The organism is Hydrogenophaga sp., assembly GCF_019635465.1.
Classification (GTDB): Bacteria; Pseudomonadota; Gammaproteobacteria; order Burkholderiales; family Burkholderiaceae_C; genus Hydrogenophaga.
Genome location: NZ_JAHBZK010000005.1, coordinates 144,098 through 160,185 on the forward strand (window position 1 = coordinate 144,098; position 16,088 = coordinate 160,185).

The 16,088-nt window shown below is 67.7% G+C and carries 16 protein-coding genes; 13 read left to right on the forward strand and 3 right to left on the reverse strand.

Annotated elements, in window-relative coordinates; genetic code table 11:
• The first annotated feature begins 69 nt into the window (after positions 1 to 69).
• The 6 genes from KF871_RS06090 to pyk all read left to right on the forward strand — a co-directional run bounded on the left by KF871_RS06090 (position 70) and on the right by pyk (position 4,713).
• Positions 70 to 330 (forward strand): CsbD family protein, encoded by a 261-nt coding sequence (locus tag KF871_RS06090; protein ID WP_291139677.1) that lies wholly within the window; start codon positions 70 to 72, stop codon positions 328 to 330.
• A 71-nt stretch (positions 331 to 401) separates the two neighbouring features.
• Complete coding sequence (locus KF871_RS06095; RefSeq protein ID WP_291139680.1) at positions 402 to 854, forward strand: BON domain-containing protein; 453 nt, start codon at positions 402 to 404, stop codon at positions 852 to 854.
• A gap of 64 nt (positions 855 to 918) precedes the next feature.
• Complete coding sequence (locus KF871_RS06100; protein WP_291139682.1) at positions 919 to 1,230, forward strand: BON domain-containing protein; 312 nt, start codon at positions 919 to 921, stop codon at positions 1,228 to 1,230.
• A 143-nt stretch (positions 1,231 to 1,373) separates the two neighbouring features.
• Positions 1,374 to 1,775, forward strand: a complete 402-nt coding sequence (locus tag KF871_RS06105) for a response regulator (RefSeq protein ID WP_291139685.1) — start codon at positions 1,374 to 1,376, stop codon at positions 1,773 to 1,775.
• A gap of 14 nt (positions 1,776 to 1,789) precedes the next feature.
• Positions 1,790 to 3,175 carry a CHASE3 domain-containing protein gene (locus tag KF871_RS06110; protein ID WP_291139688.1) on the forward strand — a complete coding sequence of 462 codons (1,386 nt, stop codon included), beginning with the start codon at positions 1,790 to 1,792 and terminating at the stop codon, positions 3,173 to 3,175.
• Positions 3,176 to 3,285: 110 nt separating this feature from the next.
• Complete coding sequence (gene pyk / locus KF871_RS06115; protein WP_291139691.1) at positions 3,286 to 4,713, forward strand: pyruvate kinase; 1,428 nt, start codon at positions 3,286 to 3,288, stop codon at positions 4,711 to 4,713.
• Between the two features lie 18 nt (positions 4,714 to 4,731).
• On the opposite strand, the gene KF871_RS06120 is transcribed toward pyk, so the two are convergent.
• Positions 4,732 to 5,499, reverse strand: coding sequence for a DUF481 domain-containing protein (locus KF871_RS06120; protein WP_291139694.1), 768 nt, complete (start codon positions 5,497 to 5,499; stop codon positions 4,732 to 4,734).
• A 186-nt stretch (positions 5,500 to 5,685) separates the two neighbouring features.
• Here KF871_RS06120 and fba point away from each other — a divergent pair, with 186 nt between their 5' ends.
• The 4 genes from fba (at position 5,686) to KF871_RS06140 (ending at position 10,798) form a co-directional block, all read left to right on the forward strand.
• Positions 5,686 to 6,750: a class II fructose-bisphosphate aldolase gene (gene fba, locus KF871_RS06125; protein WP_291139697.1), complete on the forward strand. Its 1,065-nt coding sequence runs from the start codon at positions 5,686 to 5,688 to the stop codon at positions 6,748 to 6,750.
• A 102-nt stretch (positions 6,751 to 6,852) separates the two neighbouring features.
• A complete protein-coding gene (locus KF871_RS06130) occupies positions 6,853 to 7,761 on the forward strand; it encodes a phosphoribosylaminoimidazolesuccinocarboxamide synthase (protein ID WP_291139700.1) in 909 nt (302 codons plus the stop codon).
• Positions 7,762 to 7,928: 167 nt separating this feature from the next.
• Complete coding sequence (locus KF871_RS06135; RefSeq protein ID WP_291139704.1) at positions 7,929 to 8,357, forward strand: CesT family type III secretion system chaperone; 429 nt, start codon at positions 7,929 to 7,931, stop codon at positions 8,355 to 8,357.
• 149 nt (positions 8,358 to 8,506) lie between these two features.
• A complete protein-coding gene (locus KF871_RS06140) occupies positions 8,507 to 10,798 on the forward strand; it encodes a hypothetical protein (protein ID WP_291139711.1) in 2,292 nt (763 codons plus the stop codon).
• Positions 10,799 to 10,814: 16 nt separating this feature from the next.
• Here KF871_RS06140 and trxA read toward each other — a convergent pair whose 3' ends face one another.
• Entirely contained in the window at positions 10,815 to 11,723 is a 909-nt protein-coding gene (gene trxA, locus KF871_RS06145) for a thioredoxin (RefSeq protein ID WP_291139714.1), read from the reverse strand.
• A gap of 79 nt (positions 11,724 to 11,802) precedes the next feature.
• On the opposite strand from trxA, the gene purE reads away from it, so the two are divergent.
• Genes purE through KF871_RS06160 form a run of 3 tightly spaced genes read left to right on the forward strand, consistent with a single transcriptional unit; the run spans position 11,803 to position 14,566 of the window.
• Positions 11,803 to 12,300, forward strand: a complete 498-nt coding sequence (gene purE, locus KF871_RS06150) for a 5-(carboxyamino)imidazole ribonucleotide mutase (RefSeq protein WP_291139717.1) — start codon at positions 11,803 to 11,805, stop codon at positions 12,298 to 12,300.
• A complete protein-coding gene (locus KF871_RS06155; RefSeq protein ID WP_291139720.1) occupies positions 12,297 to 13,538 on the forward strand; it encodes a 5-(carboxyamino)imidazole ribonucleotide synthase in 1,242 nt (413 codons plus the stop codon). Before purE ends, KF871_RS06155 begins: the two co-directional genes overlap by 4 nt.
• Before the next feature lie 32 nt (positions 13,539 to 13,570).
• The gene (locus tag KF871_RS06160) at positions 13,571 to 14,566 is read left to right on the forward strand and encodes an L-threonylcarbamoyladenylate synthase (RefSeq protein ID WP_291139886.1); all 996 of its coding nucleotides are present in this window, start codon (positions 13,571 to 13,573) and stop codon (positions 14,564 to 14,566) included.
• Between the two features lie 24 nt (positions 14,567 to 14,590).
• Here the strand turns inward: KF871_RS06160 and dacB are convergent, their stop codons facing one another.
• Entirely contained in the window at positions 14,591 to 16,066 is a 1,476-nt protein-coding gene (dacB, locus tag KF871_RS06165; RefSeq protein WP_291139723.1) for a D-alanyl-D-alanine carboxypeptidase/D-alanyl-D-alanine-endopeptidase, read from the reverse strand.
• Positions 16,067 to 16,088: the final 22 nt, after the last annotated feature.

A 16,088-nucleotide genomic window follows, 5' to 3' on the forward strand; every position in this document is an offset into this window, starting at 1 on the left:
AGGCAGATGCCTCGCAAGACAGCCGCCACCGTCACCCGGCGGTGGGACGAAACCACAAGGAGTCATCACATGAACTGGGACCGCATCGAAGGCAACTGGAAGCAAGTCAAGGGCAAGATGATCGAGCAGTGGGGCAAGCTCACCGACGACGATCTCGACGTCGTGGCAGGCCGCCGCGATCAGCTCGCCGGCAAGATCCAGGAGCGCTATGGCTGCGCCCGCGAGGAAGCGGAAAAACAGGTCGCTGCCTGGGAGCGTCGCGTCAGCGACGACTGGTTCGAATCCTCCAGCCACGCTTCCAAACATATGCAGCGCGGCAGCCGCCACTGACCGCTAACGCCCCCCAGCCCGACATTGACCAACCGCCGGCGTGCGCGTCGGCACACCTTCAGGAGATCACCATGAAACGCAACCTCAGCCCAACCGCCCGCCTGACCGCCCTGGTCGCCGCACTGTCCGCCTCCGCGCTGGTGGTGGCCTGCGGCGAAAAAGAAGACGCCACCGTCGGCCAGCAGCTCGACCGCTCCGTTGAACAAGTCCAGAGCGCTGGCACCCAGGTGCGCAACGACGCAGAGCAAGCCGTCAACAACATGAAGACCGCCGGCAGCGAAGCCGCCGACGCGATCGCTCGCGGCGCCGCGGACGCCACCATCACCGCCAAGGTGAACGCCGCCCTGGCGGCCGACGACCAGCTCAAGGCCATGGACATCGACGTCGACACCACCAACGGCCGCGTGGCCCTGATCGGCACGGCGCCCAACACCCAGGCCCGCGAGCGCGCCACCACCCTGGCCAAGGCAGTTGACGGCGTGATCGACGTCGACAACCGCCTGACCATCGACGCCCAGAGCTGAGCGCCATCCGCCGCCATCCCTCGGGGCCCCGTGCCCTGAGGCCCCATTCCCAACGGAGCCAAGCATGAAATTCGCCCACGTTCTTCTGGCCGCGGTCGCCACCACGGCCGTCCTGACCACCACCGGCTGCGCGGTCGCCCGCGACCAACAGTCCGTGGGGTCCTACATCGACGACACGACTATCACCACCCGCGTGAAGACGCGCTTTGCCAATGACCCGGTGGTCAGCGCCATGGCCATCAATGTCGAGACGCTCAAGGGCACGGTCCAGTTGTCGGGCTTTGCCAAGACCAACACCGAGCGCGAACAGGCCGAGCAAGTGGCCGCCGCCGTGCCGGGCGTGCAAGCGGTTCACAACGACATCGTTGTCCGCTGATGCGCAAGGCACGCCATCGGCTGTAGGACCCGTCCTACAGCCGATTCGGCCGCGAACCATTCCCCCGGGCGGTCGAACCGGGCATCATTCGACCCGCCCAACACTCACCCGCTGCTCGCCAAACCCCTGCCCGACATCGCCCCGTGTCCACGCTCAAGACCTTCTTTGTCGAAGACAACCTGGTCATCTACGACAACCTGGTGACCACCCTGCAAGAGCTGATGCCGCTCGAGGTGGTGGGGCATGCCCGCGACGAGTCCCACGCGGTGCAATGGATTCGCAGCGGCGAGGCGGCCGACCTGATGATCGTGGACCTGTTCCTGCTGTCGGGCTCCGGCCTGGGTGTGCTCAAGGCGGCGCAGGAGGCGCAACTGCCGGTCCGGCGCGTGGTGCTCACCAACCACGCCACCCCCGACATCCGCCAGCGCTGCGCCGTGCTGGGCGCCGACCGCGTGTTCGACAAGTCCTGTGAACTCGACGAACTGATCAGCTACTGCGAGCACATCGCCGACGGCACACCCAGCGTGCCCGGTGGGCTGCACTGAGGATCGTCCTCCGCATGGCGATCACCGCACCGATGGTTGCTGCCCTGCGCTCGCGTTGGCGCACGCCGCTGACCGTCGGTCTGGCCCTTCTGCTGGCGCTGGGCGTGTTCACCGGCACCGAATGGACCTACCAGCGCGCACTCGACTCACTGGTGAACCTCGGTGGTCGCGACAGCGCGAGCAATGCCCTGCAGACAGTGACGCGCAGCCTGCTGGACATGGAGTCCGCTCAGCGCGGTTACTTGCTGACCGGCCGGGCCGAATACCTCGCGCCCTACAAGTCGGCCCAGGTCGATCTGGACAGCGCCCTGCGACGGGTGCGCGACCACTACCAACGTGACCCCGAGCTGCTCCAGTTGGTCGAAACGTTGCAGGAGCGCGCGCTGCAGAAGGTCTCGGAAACTGCTGAAACCATCAAGCTCTACGACGCCAGCGCGCACCAGGCCTGGCAAGGCCTGCTCAACACCGACATCGGTCGCGAAAAGATGGAAGCGGTGCGCCGCGCCGCCGATGTGCTGCTGGTGACCGAAGAACGCCGCATCGCGGCCGAGCGGGCCGAGATCTACAGCACCCTGGCGGTGGGGCGATTCAGCGTGCACGGCCTGGCGGTGCTCAGCCTGTTGGCGTACGCCTTCTTCCTGCGCAAGAACGCCTTGCTGCAGGCCAGTCAGGTGCGCCACGCCCGGCAGTTGCAGCAGGAGCGCGACTCGCTCGAACGCCAGGTGGCGCTGCGCACCCAGGCCCTGCGCAACCTGGCCGGCCACCACGTGAACGCGCGCGAGGACGAACGCGGTCGCGTGGCGCGCGAACTGCACGACGAGATGGGCGGCCTGTTCACCGCGATGAAGCTCGAGCTGGCCCGGCTGCGGCGCGTGCCCGAGCTGCCGCCGGTGGCGCACGAAAGGCTGGCCGGGATCGAACAACGCCTGAACGAAGGCATCGCGGTCAAGCGCCGCATCATGGAGAACCTGCATCCGTCGGCGCTCGATCAGCTCGGCCTGATCACGGCGATCGAGGCGCTGTGCCGCGACATGGCCGGCAGCCTTGGCATCGCAATCGACGCCGACCTGTCGGCCGTGGACCTCGACCGCAACGCCGAACTCACGGTGTACCGGCTGGTGCAGGAGTCGCTCACCAACATCGGCAAGTACGCTCAGGCGCGCCACGTGCAGGTGCGCCTGGTGCAGGTCGATGCGCTCGTGCAGGTGTCGGTGCACGACGATGGACGTGGCTTCGACCCCGATGCGGTGCCCACCGGGCACCACGGCCTGCTGGGCATGCGCGTGCGCGTGGAGTCGCACGCGGGTCAGCTCGAGGTGCTCAGCCACCCAGGCAAAGGCACGCGCATCGAAGCGGCCTTGCCTGCCACCCCACCAACCCCCGAGGCGGTCACGGCTTGAACGCCGCCATGCGCGATTGCATGGCCGGCCTCACCCATAATCGCCGCCAAAACGGCATCACCACCATGGCCAACCAACGCCGAGCAATACATCCTCCGGAGACACCCCCCATGCCCACGCGCGCCACCAAGATCGTCGCCACCCTCGGCCCTGCCTCCAGCGACCCCGCCATGCTGGAGGCCATGATCCGGGCCGGCGTGAACGTGGTGCGGTTGAACTTCTCGCACGGCACCGCGCAAGACCACATCGATCGCGCCACGCTGGTGCGCGAGGCGGCGCAGCGCGCGGGCCGCGAGGTGGGCATCATGGCCGACCTGCAGGGTCCCAAGATCCGCGTCGGCAAGTTCGCGCAGGGCAAGGTGCAGCTGCAGCCCGGCGAGAAGTTCGTGCTCGACGCCGCCCGCAGCGAACCCGGCGACGAGCAAGGCGTGGGCCTGGACTACAAGGAGCTGCCACGCGACGTAAAACCCGGGGACACGCTGTTGCTCAACGACGGTCTGATCGTGCTCACCGTCGACGCAGTGAAGGGGCCGGCGGTGCACACCACCGTCAAGCTCGGCGGCGAGCTGTCCAACAACAAGGGCATCAACAAGCAGGGCGGTGGCCTCACCGCACCGGCGCTCACCGCCAAGGACATGGACGACATCAAGACCGCCATGGGCCTCAAGGCCGACTACGTGGCGGTGAGCTTCCCCAAGAACGCCACCGACATGGAACTGGCGCGCCAGTTGTGCGCGGTGGCCGGTGGCGGCCACAAGCCCGGGCTGATTGCCAAGATCGAACGCGCCGAGGCCATTCCCGAACTGGCCAACATCCTCAAGGCGTCGGACGGCGTGATGGTGGCGCGCGGCGACCTGGCGGTGGAGGTGGGCAACGCCGCCGTGCCTGCGCTGCAAAAGCACATGATCCGCCTCGCCCGCGAGATGGACAAAGTGGTCATCACCGCCACGCAGATGATGGAAAGCATGATCGTCAACCCGGTGCCCACCCGCGCCGAGGTCAGCGACGTGGCCAATGCCGTGCTCGACGGCACCGACGCGGTGATGCTCAGCGCCGAAACCGCGGCCGGCAAGTTCCCGCTCGAGACGGTCAAGGAGATGGCCGCCATCTGCCTGGAGGCCGAGAAGGCCGACTTTCACGAACTGGGCGCCGACTTCCAGGGCAAGACCTTCACCCGCATCGACCACAGCATCGCCATGGGCGCGCTGTTCACCGCCCACCACCTGGGCGCCAAGGCCATCGTCGCGCTCACCGACTCGGGCTCCACCGCGTTGTGGATGAGTCGCCACCTCGTGCGCACGCCGATCTACGCGATGACGCCCAACCTGACCACCCAGCGGCGCATGACGCTCTACCGCAACGTGCGCCCGCTGCTGATGGAAACCAACGTGGACCGAGACAACGCGCTCGCCGACGCCGAAGCGCACCTGAAGAAGCGCGGCATCGTGCAGTCGGGCGACGTCTACGCCATCACGGTGGGCGAACCCATGGGCCAGCCCGGCGGCACCAACACGCTCAAGATCTGCCGGGCGAGCTGAGACGAGACGGGCGCTGCGTCAGTCCAGGCGCATCGACACGCCTGTCACGAACATCGCATCGGCCTTCTCGAGCCCGGTGCCGGGATCGCTGTCGTAGCGGTAGGTCAGGCCCGCCGTGAGGTTGATGGACTTCGTCATCGCCACGGTCAGGCCCGCATCGAGCAGTGCGCGGTATTTGCCGCGATCCCGCAGATCGGGGTACACGGCGAACTTCTGGCGAAAGCGGGTGGTATCGGTGAGCTTGTGGCTGGATTCCTCGGCCAGCACCAGCTCGGCACGGCCGTAGGTGTCGCGCAGCGATCCGGCAACGGTGGTGGGTGCCACGTACCGGTCGTAGGCATACCCCAGGCCGGCCGACACATCAAAGAAGCCTTGTTCATCGCTCCAGACGTGGCGCCCCACACCGGTGGCCACCGAGTAGCGCGCATCGAGATTGGCCAGCCGGTCGCGCAACCATTCGCCCGAGCCGAAGGCGAACCCATCGAGCGAAAAGTCCCGGTTGTACTGGGTACGCAGGCCGAATCGCTCGACGGTGCTCACGCCGCTGCTGCGCGCCCGGTCGGCCTTGGCGTCCCAGGTCCATTTGTCGATCGCCGTCTGGCGCGCGCCTTCGGCGCTCAGGTTCAGGGTGGTCGCATCGTTGTTGCCCGAGGAGACGCTGGCGCCAGCGCTCAGCAGGTAGCGCCACTGGCCGTCCGGTTTGAGGGTGACCTGGGCAAACGCCAGCGCAGGCGCCAGAAACAGCACCAAGGCACCGACCAGTCCTCCCGCTACGCGCTCCGTCATGCAACATCCTTTCTCACCGCGTGGGTGCAAAACAGGGGTGGGTGCTGCCACGCCGCCACAGTTCCCCGCCCTTTGTGACGATTCGTGCACACACCGGGCCGGCGTCCCGGTGTCCATCAAAAGTTAGAATCGCCGGCTGTCCCGAACGCTTCACCGAAGCATCCCCGAACCCAGCAAGGAACCCCCATGGCCCTCGTCTCGATGCGCGAACTGCTCGACCACGCCGCCGCCAACGGCTACGGCATTCCGGCGTTCAACGTGAACAACCTCGAACAGGTGCAGGCCGTCATGGCCGCGGCCGACGAAGTCGGCGCCCCGGTGATCCTGCAGGCCAGCGCCGGCGCCCGCAAATACGCCGGCGAGCCCTTCATCAAGCACCTGATCCAGGCCGCCATCGAGATGTACCCGCACATCCCGCTGGTGATGCACCAGGACCACGGTCAAAGCCCCGACGTCTGCCAGGGCGCCATCAACCTGGGTTTCTCCTCCGTCATGATGGACGGCAGCCTCGAAGCCGACGGCAAGACCATCGCCAGCTACGACTACAACGTCGACGTCACGAAGAAGGTGGTCAACATGGCGCACCAACTGGGCGTCACCGTCGAAGGCGAGCTGGGTTGCCTGGGCAGCCTGGAAACCATGAAGGGCGACAAGGAAGACGGCCACGGCACCGATGCCACCATGACGCGCGAGCAGCTGTTGACCGACCCCGAGCAGGCCGCCGACTTCGTCAAGAAGACGCAGCTGGACGCGCTGGCGATCGCCATCGGCACCAGCCACGGCGCTTACAAGTTCACCCGCAAGCCCACCGGCGACATCCTGGCCATCGAGCGCATCAAGGAGATTCACCGCCGCCTGCCCAACACCCACCTGGTGATGCATGGCTCGTCCAGCGTGCCGCAGGAGCTGCTGGCCCAGATCAACCAGTACGGCGGCAAGATGAAGGAAACCTACGGCGTGCCGGTCGAAGAGATCCAGAAAGCCATCCAGTTCGGCGTGCGCAAGATCAACATCGACACCGACATCCGCCTGGCCATGACCGGCGCGGTGCGCAAGTTCCTGGCCGAGAACCCCGACAAGTTCGACGCCCGCGAGTGGCTCAAGCCCGCGCGTGAAGCCGCCAAGCAAGTCTGCAAGCAGCGCTACATCGAGTTCGGCTGCGAAGGCCAGGCCGGCAAGATCAAAGGCGACACGCTGCAGGTCGTGGCCGGCAAGTACGCCAAGGGCGAACTGGCCCAGGTGGTGAACTGATCGCCACGAACGGCGATAATCCCGCCGAACTGCACCCGGCAACTGCCCAGGCCCGTTGAGCGTTCAACGGGCCTTTTTTCTCGCCCCTCCGGATTTCGCGCCATGACCTCCGCCCTGCACACCTCCAGCCTCAAGTCCCTGCCGCTGCTCGCGCGCGGCAAGGTGCGCGACAACTACGCCGTGGGCGAGGACCGCATCCTCATGGTGGCGTCCGACCGCATCAGCGCCTTTGACGTCATCATGGGCGAGCCCATCCCGGGCAAGGGCGAACTGCTCACCCAGCTGTCGCTGTTCTGGTTCGACCAGCTCGGCCCCAAGGGCCTCAACATCTGTCCGATCCACCTCACCGGCGACGACCCGGACAGCGTGGTGACTGCCGACGAGCGTGCCCAGGTGCACGGGCGCTCGATGCTCGTGCAACGCCTCCAACCCATTCCGGTCGAGGCCGTGGTGCGCGGCTACCTGGCCGGCAGCGGCTGGAAGGAGTACCAGGACAGCCGCTCGGTCTGCGGCGTGCCCCTACCCGAAGGCCTGCGCAACGCTTCCATGCTGCCGCACCCCATCTACACGCCGGCCGCGAAGGCCGCTGTGGGCGAGCACGACGAGAACATCACCTACGAGCGCACGGTCGAGATGGTGGGCGCCGACGTGGCCGCGCAGATCCGCGACATCGCCATCCGCCTGTACCAGGCCGCGGCCGACATCGCGCTCAGGAAGGGCATCATCATTGCGGACACCAAGTTCGAATTCGGCCTGGACGCCCAGGGCAAGGTCGTGCTCATGGACGAGGTGCTCACGCCCGACAGCTCGCGCTACTGGCCTGCCGAGCAATACGCCGAGGGCAGCAACCCACCGAGCTACGACAAGCAGTTCGTGCGCGACTGGCTGGAGACCGCCAAAGTCGGCGGCAAGCCATGGGACAAGACGCCGCCCGCGCCGCGTCTGCCGCGCGAGGTGATCGAGAAAACGGCGGAGAAATACCGCGAAGCGCTGACGCGCCTGTTGGGCTGATCACCGGCCCGACAACGCGCGGCATGGGCCCGAACACGCGGCCCGATCTGGTCGCAGCGTCATCTCTAGGCCTGATTGCCTAGGCCTTCGCGCAAGGCTCGAATTTCGCGTTTGTGTCACAGACCCCCTCAACCATGCCAAGACCTGGCATACGAGGTGATCCCGACATGAACGAATCGACTTTTCTTGACATCTGCCATCAGGCCAGCACGGCGCTGGGGCTCCCCGAACCAGAACGCCTGGGACGCGACGGCCGCGTCGACATCGACGGTGTCGCCATGGTGGTGTTCTTCGATGAGCTGACCGCGCCCGACCAAGTGCGCTGCTTCGTCGACCTTGGCCCGGTGCCCACGGCCGACGGCGAAGGCCATTTGCGCCAGCTGCTGAACTTCAACCTCTTCAGTGTCCATCCTGCATCCGGCGTCTGCGCGCTCGATCCGGTGAGCGGGCATGGCCTGCTGGTGTTCACGCTGCCGCTGCCAGACAACACCACCGGCGCGCAATGGTCGCAAGCGTTGCAGGCCATGGTCGCTCAGGCGCTGGCCTTGCGCGAGGCGCCAGCCGAGGGTTCGACACAGGCCAGGGTCGCCGCATGATCTCGACATCCAGCAGCAACAAGGGCACACCGGTCGGCTCCCGCCGGACAAGCCAATCTCTTCGAAGCACGCAGCGACCGATCGAATGCATGGGGGGCGAATCGATCGCAAATGATCAAGCCGACAGTTCGGTAGACACGTTCGCCCACTTGCACGGTTTGCTCCAGGCCATGCCACCCGGCGCACACGACAACCTGACCCATCTGATCCAGGGCGCCGCAAAGCCACAAGCCAATCTGCTCGAAGCGTCAGGCGAGTCGGTGTCCGAATCTGCTGTACACACCGCACGAGCGTTTCTCCAGACCCAGGCCGATCTCCAGACACACATCGCCACCCTGCGTGCAGACATGACGTCAGAGGCGCTGGACGACTTCGAGTCGGCTCTGCGCGAACACCTGCAACGGCACGAGAGCGCCGCAGAGGCGCTGCTCACCAGCTATCGAGAGGCGACGGGCAAGCAGGGGGCCGAGTTCTATGCGGCTCACCAGCCGGCGCAGTTCGCCAGCCACACCCTTAAAAAGGCGGGCGAGTCGGCCCCCGAACGGGTGAGCGTCTTCGAGCGCTGCGCGAGTAACGCCACCAAGCAAGCGAAGGCCGACTTCGACAAGGACTGGCACGCCTACCAGCTTGAACACCTGGAGGACCACGCGTCACGCGTCCTGTGGAACCTCATGGCGGGGTACGTGGGGCAACTGAGCGGCACCGGGTTGGGTGGGCACCTCGGCCGGGCCCTGGCACTGGGCGCTGCCACTGCCGGTGTGGCCGGTGTCCCGGCGGCAGCGCTGGGCGCGCTGGTGGGTCTGGTGGTCACACCGGTGGCGCACACCTTGCTGTCCGACCCCTTGCAGGCCATGTTGCGCGACGTGACCGTGACCAGCCCCGGCGCAGAGCTTCAGCTGGAAATGTTCAAGCTCAAGGCCAGGCTGATCACCGACGCCTACCGGGAGCAGAACGGGCGTGCCGTCAGGCCCGACTTCAAGTGGCTCGACGAGCAGACCGGCGTGGTGCATCTGGTCACCGCGAAAGAGTACCTCCAGCGCATGGAGGGTCGCCTGCCCGGCGCCTTTGGCGCGTGGACCGACAAGTTCGTGGAGGAGGACCTGCCCTACGTCTTTGGCGACGGCATAGTGGGCACGCTGCGGCCCATGTTGCGCGGCACGGACCCCGAGTGGTGGACACAGACCACTGCCGGCAAGCTGACCGAGTGGTTGGGCCTGCAAATTTTCGTGCTGGGCCCCTTGTGCGGGGCGATCAACCACACGGTCAGCCAATGCTTTCGCGAGTGGAAGGTCGGCAAGATCCCGGCGCTGGAGAAGCGCCTGGCGCTGGCGCAATCCGACACCGATCGCAGGCGCTACCAGGCTGAACTCGCGTTCGCGCGCGAGGAACTCAAGCGCCTGCGCCACACCATCGAGACGAGCCGTCCCGACGAAGTGGATCTGCGGCGCGATCTGGGCAAACGCGTGGCCAGCCTGGTGGGCGACGGCGCCAGAGAGGATGTGAACAAGCCGATGGCGCTATGGCAGCGCGAATGCGTGTGGCTCACGGGCTATGTCGACGATCTGCAATCGGCCATCCACGACCTGCGCAGTTGGACAGGCCCGCTTTCTTCGGACGTGTCAAAGACGCAGGAAGCCAGGGACCGGGAACTCGAAGTATTGGGCCACGAGCTGCGTGCCATGCAGAAACAACTGGCCGAAGCGCAGGCCAAGTCGAGTATTTCGGGCAACTACGACTACCGTTTGAACACCCTGCTGCAGCGGCAGCACCGGCTCAATCCCTCGGAGCCGGAAACGCCGGGCAAACGGTGGGAAACCCTGTCCACCGTGCTCGGCAAAGCCACCGGCATGCTGCCCTTTGTGGCGGCGCAGGTCTTTGCCGCCAGGCTGCAAAGCGCGGGAGGCGCCAGCCTGTCGACGACCCTGGTGTCAGCGGCCCTGCCACCGCTGTATTTCATCGGCAGCGGTGGTTTGCTGGGCTGGATGTCGCGCAGCGAATGGGCCGGCGTGTGGCGCCAGGCGATTGCCCATGCGCGTGGGCGGTCGATGACACCAACACAGGTGACAGGGGCGGACACGCGCCCCGACAGTGAAGATTTGGGGGACAGCCTGGATGACACGGTGCCGGCGCAAATGCCGAATCGACTCATCGACGCCCATCTCGATCGCGACGCCGCGTCGCTTGAATCCGGCCTGGACGAGTCTGGCGCCATGTCCGACGAGGCTCAGAACGCTGATTTCCAGGACGACGAAGTGCGAATCGACTTGCCGTCTGCACATCACTCGCCCCGCAACGAACCCAGCGACGACGAACTGCTCGAATCCATGTCCAGCCCCGGGGTCACACCGAGACGATCAGGCATTCAAGCGTCGGATGACGACGTGGTCATCGACCTGACCGATGTCTTGGGGGTCCGGGAGCCCGACGAGCCGACCGTCTGACCCGGACCGGATCGACTCAGCTCAGCACCACGCTGGAGAGCCGGCGCCGATAGGTCGCCACCGTGGGGTCCTCGGGCGGCACCTGGCCTTCGGCCACCTTGGGTTTGGGCGGCTCGATGATGTCGAGCACGGCCACGTAGGTCTTGCGCGCGAGTTCGTCGCTCCAGGCCTTGTCGCGCATCAGGATCTCCAGCAGCTCGTCCATGGCGGCGGTCCACTGGCCGTGCGCGAAGAGCAGCTGCGCCAGCGCGAAGCGGGCGTCGAAGTCGCGCTTGTTGGCCGCGATGCGGGCTTGCAACTCGGCGGCACGGGCCTGTGGATCGGCCACGTCGATCTGCGCGTCGCGTGCCTGCATCCAGCGGTTCAGTGAGTCAAAACGACGCACCAGCTCGGTCTTGGCGATCACCGGCGCGAAGGCCACCTTGGCATCGTCGTCGAGGCCCATCTCCAGCAGCAGCTTCACCAGATCGAAGCGCGCGTCCTCGTTGTCGGGGTCGGCCTTGACGGCTTGCTGCAAGCGTTCGAGTGCGGCGTCCAGGTCACCATCGGCCAGGGCTTCCTGCGCGGCTTCTTCCTCTTCGAGCGCTTCGACCTCGCCTTCGCTGGGCACGTGCTTGTCGAGAAAGGCCTTGATCTGGCCTTCGGGCAAGGCGCCCATGAAACCGTCCACCGGTTGACCGTTCTTGAGCAGCACGCAGGTCGGAATGCTGCGGATGCCGAAGGCCGACGCGAGCTGCTGCTCCTGATCGGAGTCGATCTTCACCAGCTTGAAGCGACCGCCGTAGGCGACCTCCAGCTTCTCCAGAATCGGCCCGATGACCTTGCACGGGCCGCACCACGGGGCCCAGAAATCCACCAGCACGGGGGTGTGCATCGAGGCGGCGATGACCTCGGCTTCAAAGTTGGCGATGGTGACGTCGATCATGGTCTGCGCAGGTGGGCTGGGGTCGGAACCGTAAAATCGCGACTTTACCGGAGGCCCCGCGGGCCGAAAGCCGTTCCCCATGAACCCCATCCAGGTGGGCGTGGTCATGGGTTCCAGCAGCGACTGGGACACCATGCAGCACGCCGTGCAGATTCTTCAGCAGTTCGGTGTGGCGCACGAGGCCCGTGTGGTCTCGGCGCACCGCATGCCCGACGACATGTTTGCCTATGCCGAGGCCGCCGCCGAACGCGGGCTCAAGGCGATCATTGCGGGCGCCGGTGGCGCCGCCCACCTGCCCGGCATGCTGGCGGCCAAGACGGTGGTGCCGGTGCTGGGCGTACCGGTGGCCAGCAAACACCTCAGCGGCGTCGACTCGCTGCACAGCATCGTGCAAATGCCCAAGGGCGTGCCGGTGGCCACCTTTGCCATCGGCAACGCGGGCGCGGCCAATGCGGCACTGTTCGCCGTGGCCCTGCTGGGCAACTACGACCCGGCGCTGCGCGAGAAGCTGGCGGCCTTTCGAGCCGAACAGACGGCCGCCGCGCGCGCCATGAGTCTGCCGCCGCCCGCACCATGACCAACTCTCGCGTGTTGCTGCCCGGCGCCGATGTGGGCGATGGCCGCCCCGTGACCCTGGGCGTGATGGGCGGTGGCCAGCTGGGCCGCATGTTCGTGCAGGCGGCGCAGGCCATGGGCTTTGCCACCGCCGTGCTCGACCCGGACGCCGACAGCCCGGCCGGCCTGATCAGCCACCACCACATCCGCAGCGCCTACGACGACCCCGCCGGCCTGGCCGAGCTGGCGCGCCTGAGCGACGCCATCACCACCGAGTTCGAGAACGTGCCGGCGCAGGCCCTGGCCACACTGGCCGCCCAGCGACCCGTGGCGCCTGCCGCCGACTGCGTGGCCATTGCCCAGGACCGCCTGACGGAAAAAGCCCATTTCGTTCGCAGCGCCAGCACCGGCGGCGTGATGCCCGCGCCGCATGCCGGCATCGAGAATGCGGCGCAGCTGGCCGCCGTGCCCGACGAGCTGCTGCCCGGCATCCTCAAGACGGCCCGCATGGGCTACGACGGCAAGGGCCAGGTGCGCGTGAAGACCCGCACCGAACTCGCCGATGCCTGGGGCCAGTTGGGCCAGGTGCCCTGTGTGCTCGAAAAGCTGATGCCGCTGCGGGCGGAGTGCTCGGTGCTGGTGGCGCGTGGCGCCGATGGCCAGTGCGTGAGCTACCCGGTGCAGAAGAACACCCACCACGACGGCATCCTTGCCATCACCGAGGTGCATGACAACGCCATTGACCCCACGCTGGCGCGCCGCGCGCAAGCGGCCACGCAGGCCATTGCGGCGCAAATGGGCTACGTGGGCGTGCTGTGTGTCGAGTACTTCATCGTGGACGACGGCCAGGGTGGCCTGGACCTGGTGGTCAACGAAATGGCGCCGCGCCCGCACAACAGCGGGCACTACACCCAGAACGCCTGCGACATCTCGCAATTCGAGGCCCAGGTGCGCGCCCTGTCCGGCCTGCCCTTGCGCAAGCCGGTGCAACACAGCCCGGCCTTGATGATCAACCTGCTGGGCGACCTCTGGTTCGATGCCAACGGCGTTCGCGCCCAATCCAGCGAGCAGCCCGTGACGCCCCCCTGGGCCGAGGTGCTGGCCTTGCCCGGCGCCCACCTGCACCTGTACGGCAAGCGCAGCGCGCGGCACGGACGCAAGATGGGCCACCTCAACATCACCGGCGCCAACATCGCCGCCGTGCGCGACAGTGCGGCCCGCGCATTGGCCCTGCTGGGCCTGCCAGCGCTCGACGCCTGAGGCCGGCCCCGCCGAGTGCCATTGACATGCCCCTGCTGCTGGATGCTGCCGACCCCGCCGCCGTTGCCCAGGCGGCGCAACGCCTGGCCGCTGGCGCCCTGGTGGGGCTGCCCACCGAAACCGTCTACGGCCTGGCGGCCAACGCCGACGACGCGACCGCGGTGCGGCGCATCTTCGACGCCAAGGGCCGCCCCGCCGACCACCCGTTGATCGTGCACGTGGCCCCCGACGACCCGCGCGCGGCCATCGATGCCTACGCGCGCGAAGTGCCCGGGTTCGCGCAGCGGCTCATCACCGCCTTCTGGCCGGGACCTCTCACACTCATCCTGCCGCGCCGCGAGGGTGTTGCCGCGGTGGCCGCGGGTGGGCAGGACTCCATCGGTCTGCGCTGCCCGGCCCACCCCGTGGCCCAGGCCGTGCTGCGGGCCGCCGCCAAACAAGGCGTGCGAGGGCTGGCCGCGCCCAGCGCCAACCGCTTCGGCCGCGTGAGCCCCACCACCGCGCAGCACGTGGTCGAGGAGTTCACCGACCTCGGCGACGACGCCCTGCTGGTGCTCGATGGTGGTGCCTGCACCGTGGGCATCGAATCGACCATCGTCGACTGCACCCGCGGTGCACCCGTGCTGCTGCGCCCGGGCATGCTGACGCCGGCGCAGATCGAAGCCGCTGCCGGCCAGCCCCTGCGCGAGCGCGACGAGGCGGCGCCCCGCGCCTCCGGCACGCTCGAATCGCACTACGCGCCACGCGCCAAGGTGCGCCTCATGGACGCCAAGCAACTGCGCGCCGCGTTTCAGGTGCTGGGCGACGACGCGAAACACATTGCGCTGTACGCGCGTTCGCCGATCGAGGCGGCGCGCGGCGCGCCGCGTCGGCGCATGCCCGAGAACGCCGCCGCCACCGCGCAGGAGCTGTTCGCCGTACTGCGCGAGCTCGACGCCACCGGCGTGCGCCTGATCTGGGTGGAAACACCGCCCGACAGCGCCGAGTGGGACGGGGTGCGCGACCGCCTCAACCGTGCCGCGGCCTGACGCCCGCACGCCGCGAGAGCAGTCTCAATCCTCCAGCCGCGCGGTCCACTCCAGCAAGGCCTCCAGCGCCGGCCGCGCGGCACTGGCGTTGGGGTGGTTGACGAAAGCCACCACCACATAGCGCGTGCCATTGGCCGCGTTGACATAGCCCGCCACGCCGGTCACATCGCGCAGCGAGCCGGTCTTGATCCAGGCGTTGCCATAGGCCGCGCTGCGCGGGTCGGCGTAGCGCCGGGCGGTGCCGTTGACACCGGCGATGCCCAGCGAATTCACGAAGGCATCGGCCCGCGCGTGGTGCGCCGCATGGCGCAGCAGCAGGGCCAGCGCCTCGGGCGTGATGCGCTCGTCGCGCGACAGACCGGAGCCGTTGTCGAGCACCGGCGCCGGCACCCGCGGGCCAAAGGTGCGCTGCCACCAGGCCAGCACCACCCGGCGGGCGCGATCGAAGTTGGTGGGTGGCAGCGGCAAGGGTGCCGTGCCCGGCAGCGCGGTGGCCTGCGGCGTGAGCTCGCCCAGGGTCAGAAACACCTGCTGGGCCATCACGTTGTTGCTCCACTGGTTGACGTCGGTGATGACCTCGCCCAGCGGCAGCGAGGGCGCGTCAAACAGCAGGGTGGCACCGGGCGGCACCATGCCCGCCCGCACCCGCCCAGTGAGCAGGCCACCGGTGGTGCGCCAAAGGCCCTCAAGGGCGCGTGCGGCGTAGCTGGACGGGTCCTGGTAGGCCACGGGCCATTGCCCTTCACCGCAGCGCGTCGGGTATCGGCCTTCAAAGCTGATACGCGCCGGGTCGTCGAAGCGCGCGCGCAGGGTGCTGCGCCAGTCGCCGCAAGAGCCGGTGGTCAGCGGCACGGTGGCGTCGATCTGCAGCCCGGCCATTGGCGGCTCGCTCAGCACCTGGGCCACACCATTGGCGGGGTCGGGCACGAACTTCAGGATCACCGACTTGAAGTTCACCAGCAGCGCGTCCGGCCCGGCGTTGTAGGGCCGCAGGGCCTCGCCGTCGAACGCCCCCGGGTCGACCACCGGCACGTCGAAAGCGCTGTTGTCGAGCACCAGATCGCCCAGGATGGCCTGGGCGCCCATGTCGTGCAGCGTGTAGAAGACGTCCTGGATGCGCTCCAGCACGAACTTGGGGTCGCCGCCGCCGCGGATGTAGAGGTTGCCGCGCAGGGCGCCGCCGTCGATCACGCCGTCGGTGTAGAAGCGGGTGCGCCAAGTGTAGTCGGGGCCGAGCAGATCGATGGCGGCGTAGGTGGTGACCAGCTTCATCACCGACGCCGGGTTGACCTGCATGCCCGACTGGTGTCGCAACCGCGCTTCGGCCCCATCCAGCGGCGCCACCACCGCAGCAAAGTCGCTCGCCGGCACCTGGGCCCGACGCAGCGCGGCGGTCACGGCTGCCGGCAAGGGGTCGCGCGACGGCCCCTGGGCACAGGCCGGCAGGCTCAGGGCAGTGAGCAAGGCCAGCAGGGAGGGCAAGAGGGTTCGACGGCGCACGGGCCGATTATGGGCCGGGGAT

What these genes read in the sequence shown, in the direction of transcription:
- KF871_RS06090 (WP_291139677.1), top strand. Translation starts at nt 70, where the DNA reads ATGAACTGGGACCGCATCGAAGGCAACTGGAAGCAAGTCAAGGGCAAG.
- KF871_RS06095 (WP_291139680.1), top strand. Translation starts at nt 402, where the DNA reads ATGAAACGCAACCTCAGCCCAACCGCCCGCCTGACCGCCCTGGTCGCC.
- KF871_RS06100 (WP_291139682.1), top strand. Translation starts at nt 919, where the DNA reads ATGAAATTCGCCCACGTTCTTCTGGCCGCGGTCGCCACCACGGCCGTC.
- KF871_RS06110 (WP_291139688.1), top strand. Translation starts at nt 1,790, where the DNA reads ATGGCGATCACCGCACCGATGGTTGCTGCCCTGCGCTCGCGTTGGCGC.
- pyk (WP_291139691.1), top strand. Translation starts at nt 3,286, where the DNA reads ATGCCCACGCGCGCCACCAAGATCGTCGCCACCCTCGGCCCTGCCTCC.
- KF871_RS06120 (WP_291139694.1), bottom strand. Translation starts at nt 5,499, where the DNA reads ATGACGGAGCGCGTAGCGGGAGGACTGGTCGGTGCCTTGGTGCTGTTT.
- fba (WP_291139697.1), top strand. Translation starts at nt 5,686, where the DNA reads ATGGCCCTCGTCTCGATGCGCGAACTGCTCGACCACGCCGCCGCCAAC.
- KF871_RS06130 (WP_291139700.1), top strand. Translation starts at nt 6,853, where the DNA reads ATGACCTCCGCCCTGCACACCTCCAGCCTCAAGTCCCTGCCGCTGCTC.
- KF871_RS06135 (WP_291139704.1), top strand. Translation starts at nt 7,929, where the DNA reads ATGAACGAATCGACTTTTCTTGACATCTGCCATCAGGCCAGCACGGCG.
- trxA (WP_291139714.1), bottom strand. Translation starts at nt 11,723, where the DNA reads ATGATCGACGTCACCATCGCCAACTTTGAAGCCGAGGTCATCGCCGCC.
- purE (WP_291139717.1), top strand. Translation starts at nt 11,803, where the DNA reads ATGAACCCCATCCAGGTGGGCGTGGTCATGGGTTCCAGCAGCGACTGG.
- KF871_RS06155 (WP_291139720.1), top strand. Translation starts at nt 12,297, where the DNA reads ATGACCAACTCTCGCGTGTTGCTGCCCGGCGCCGATGTGGGCGATGGC.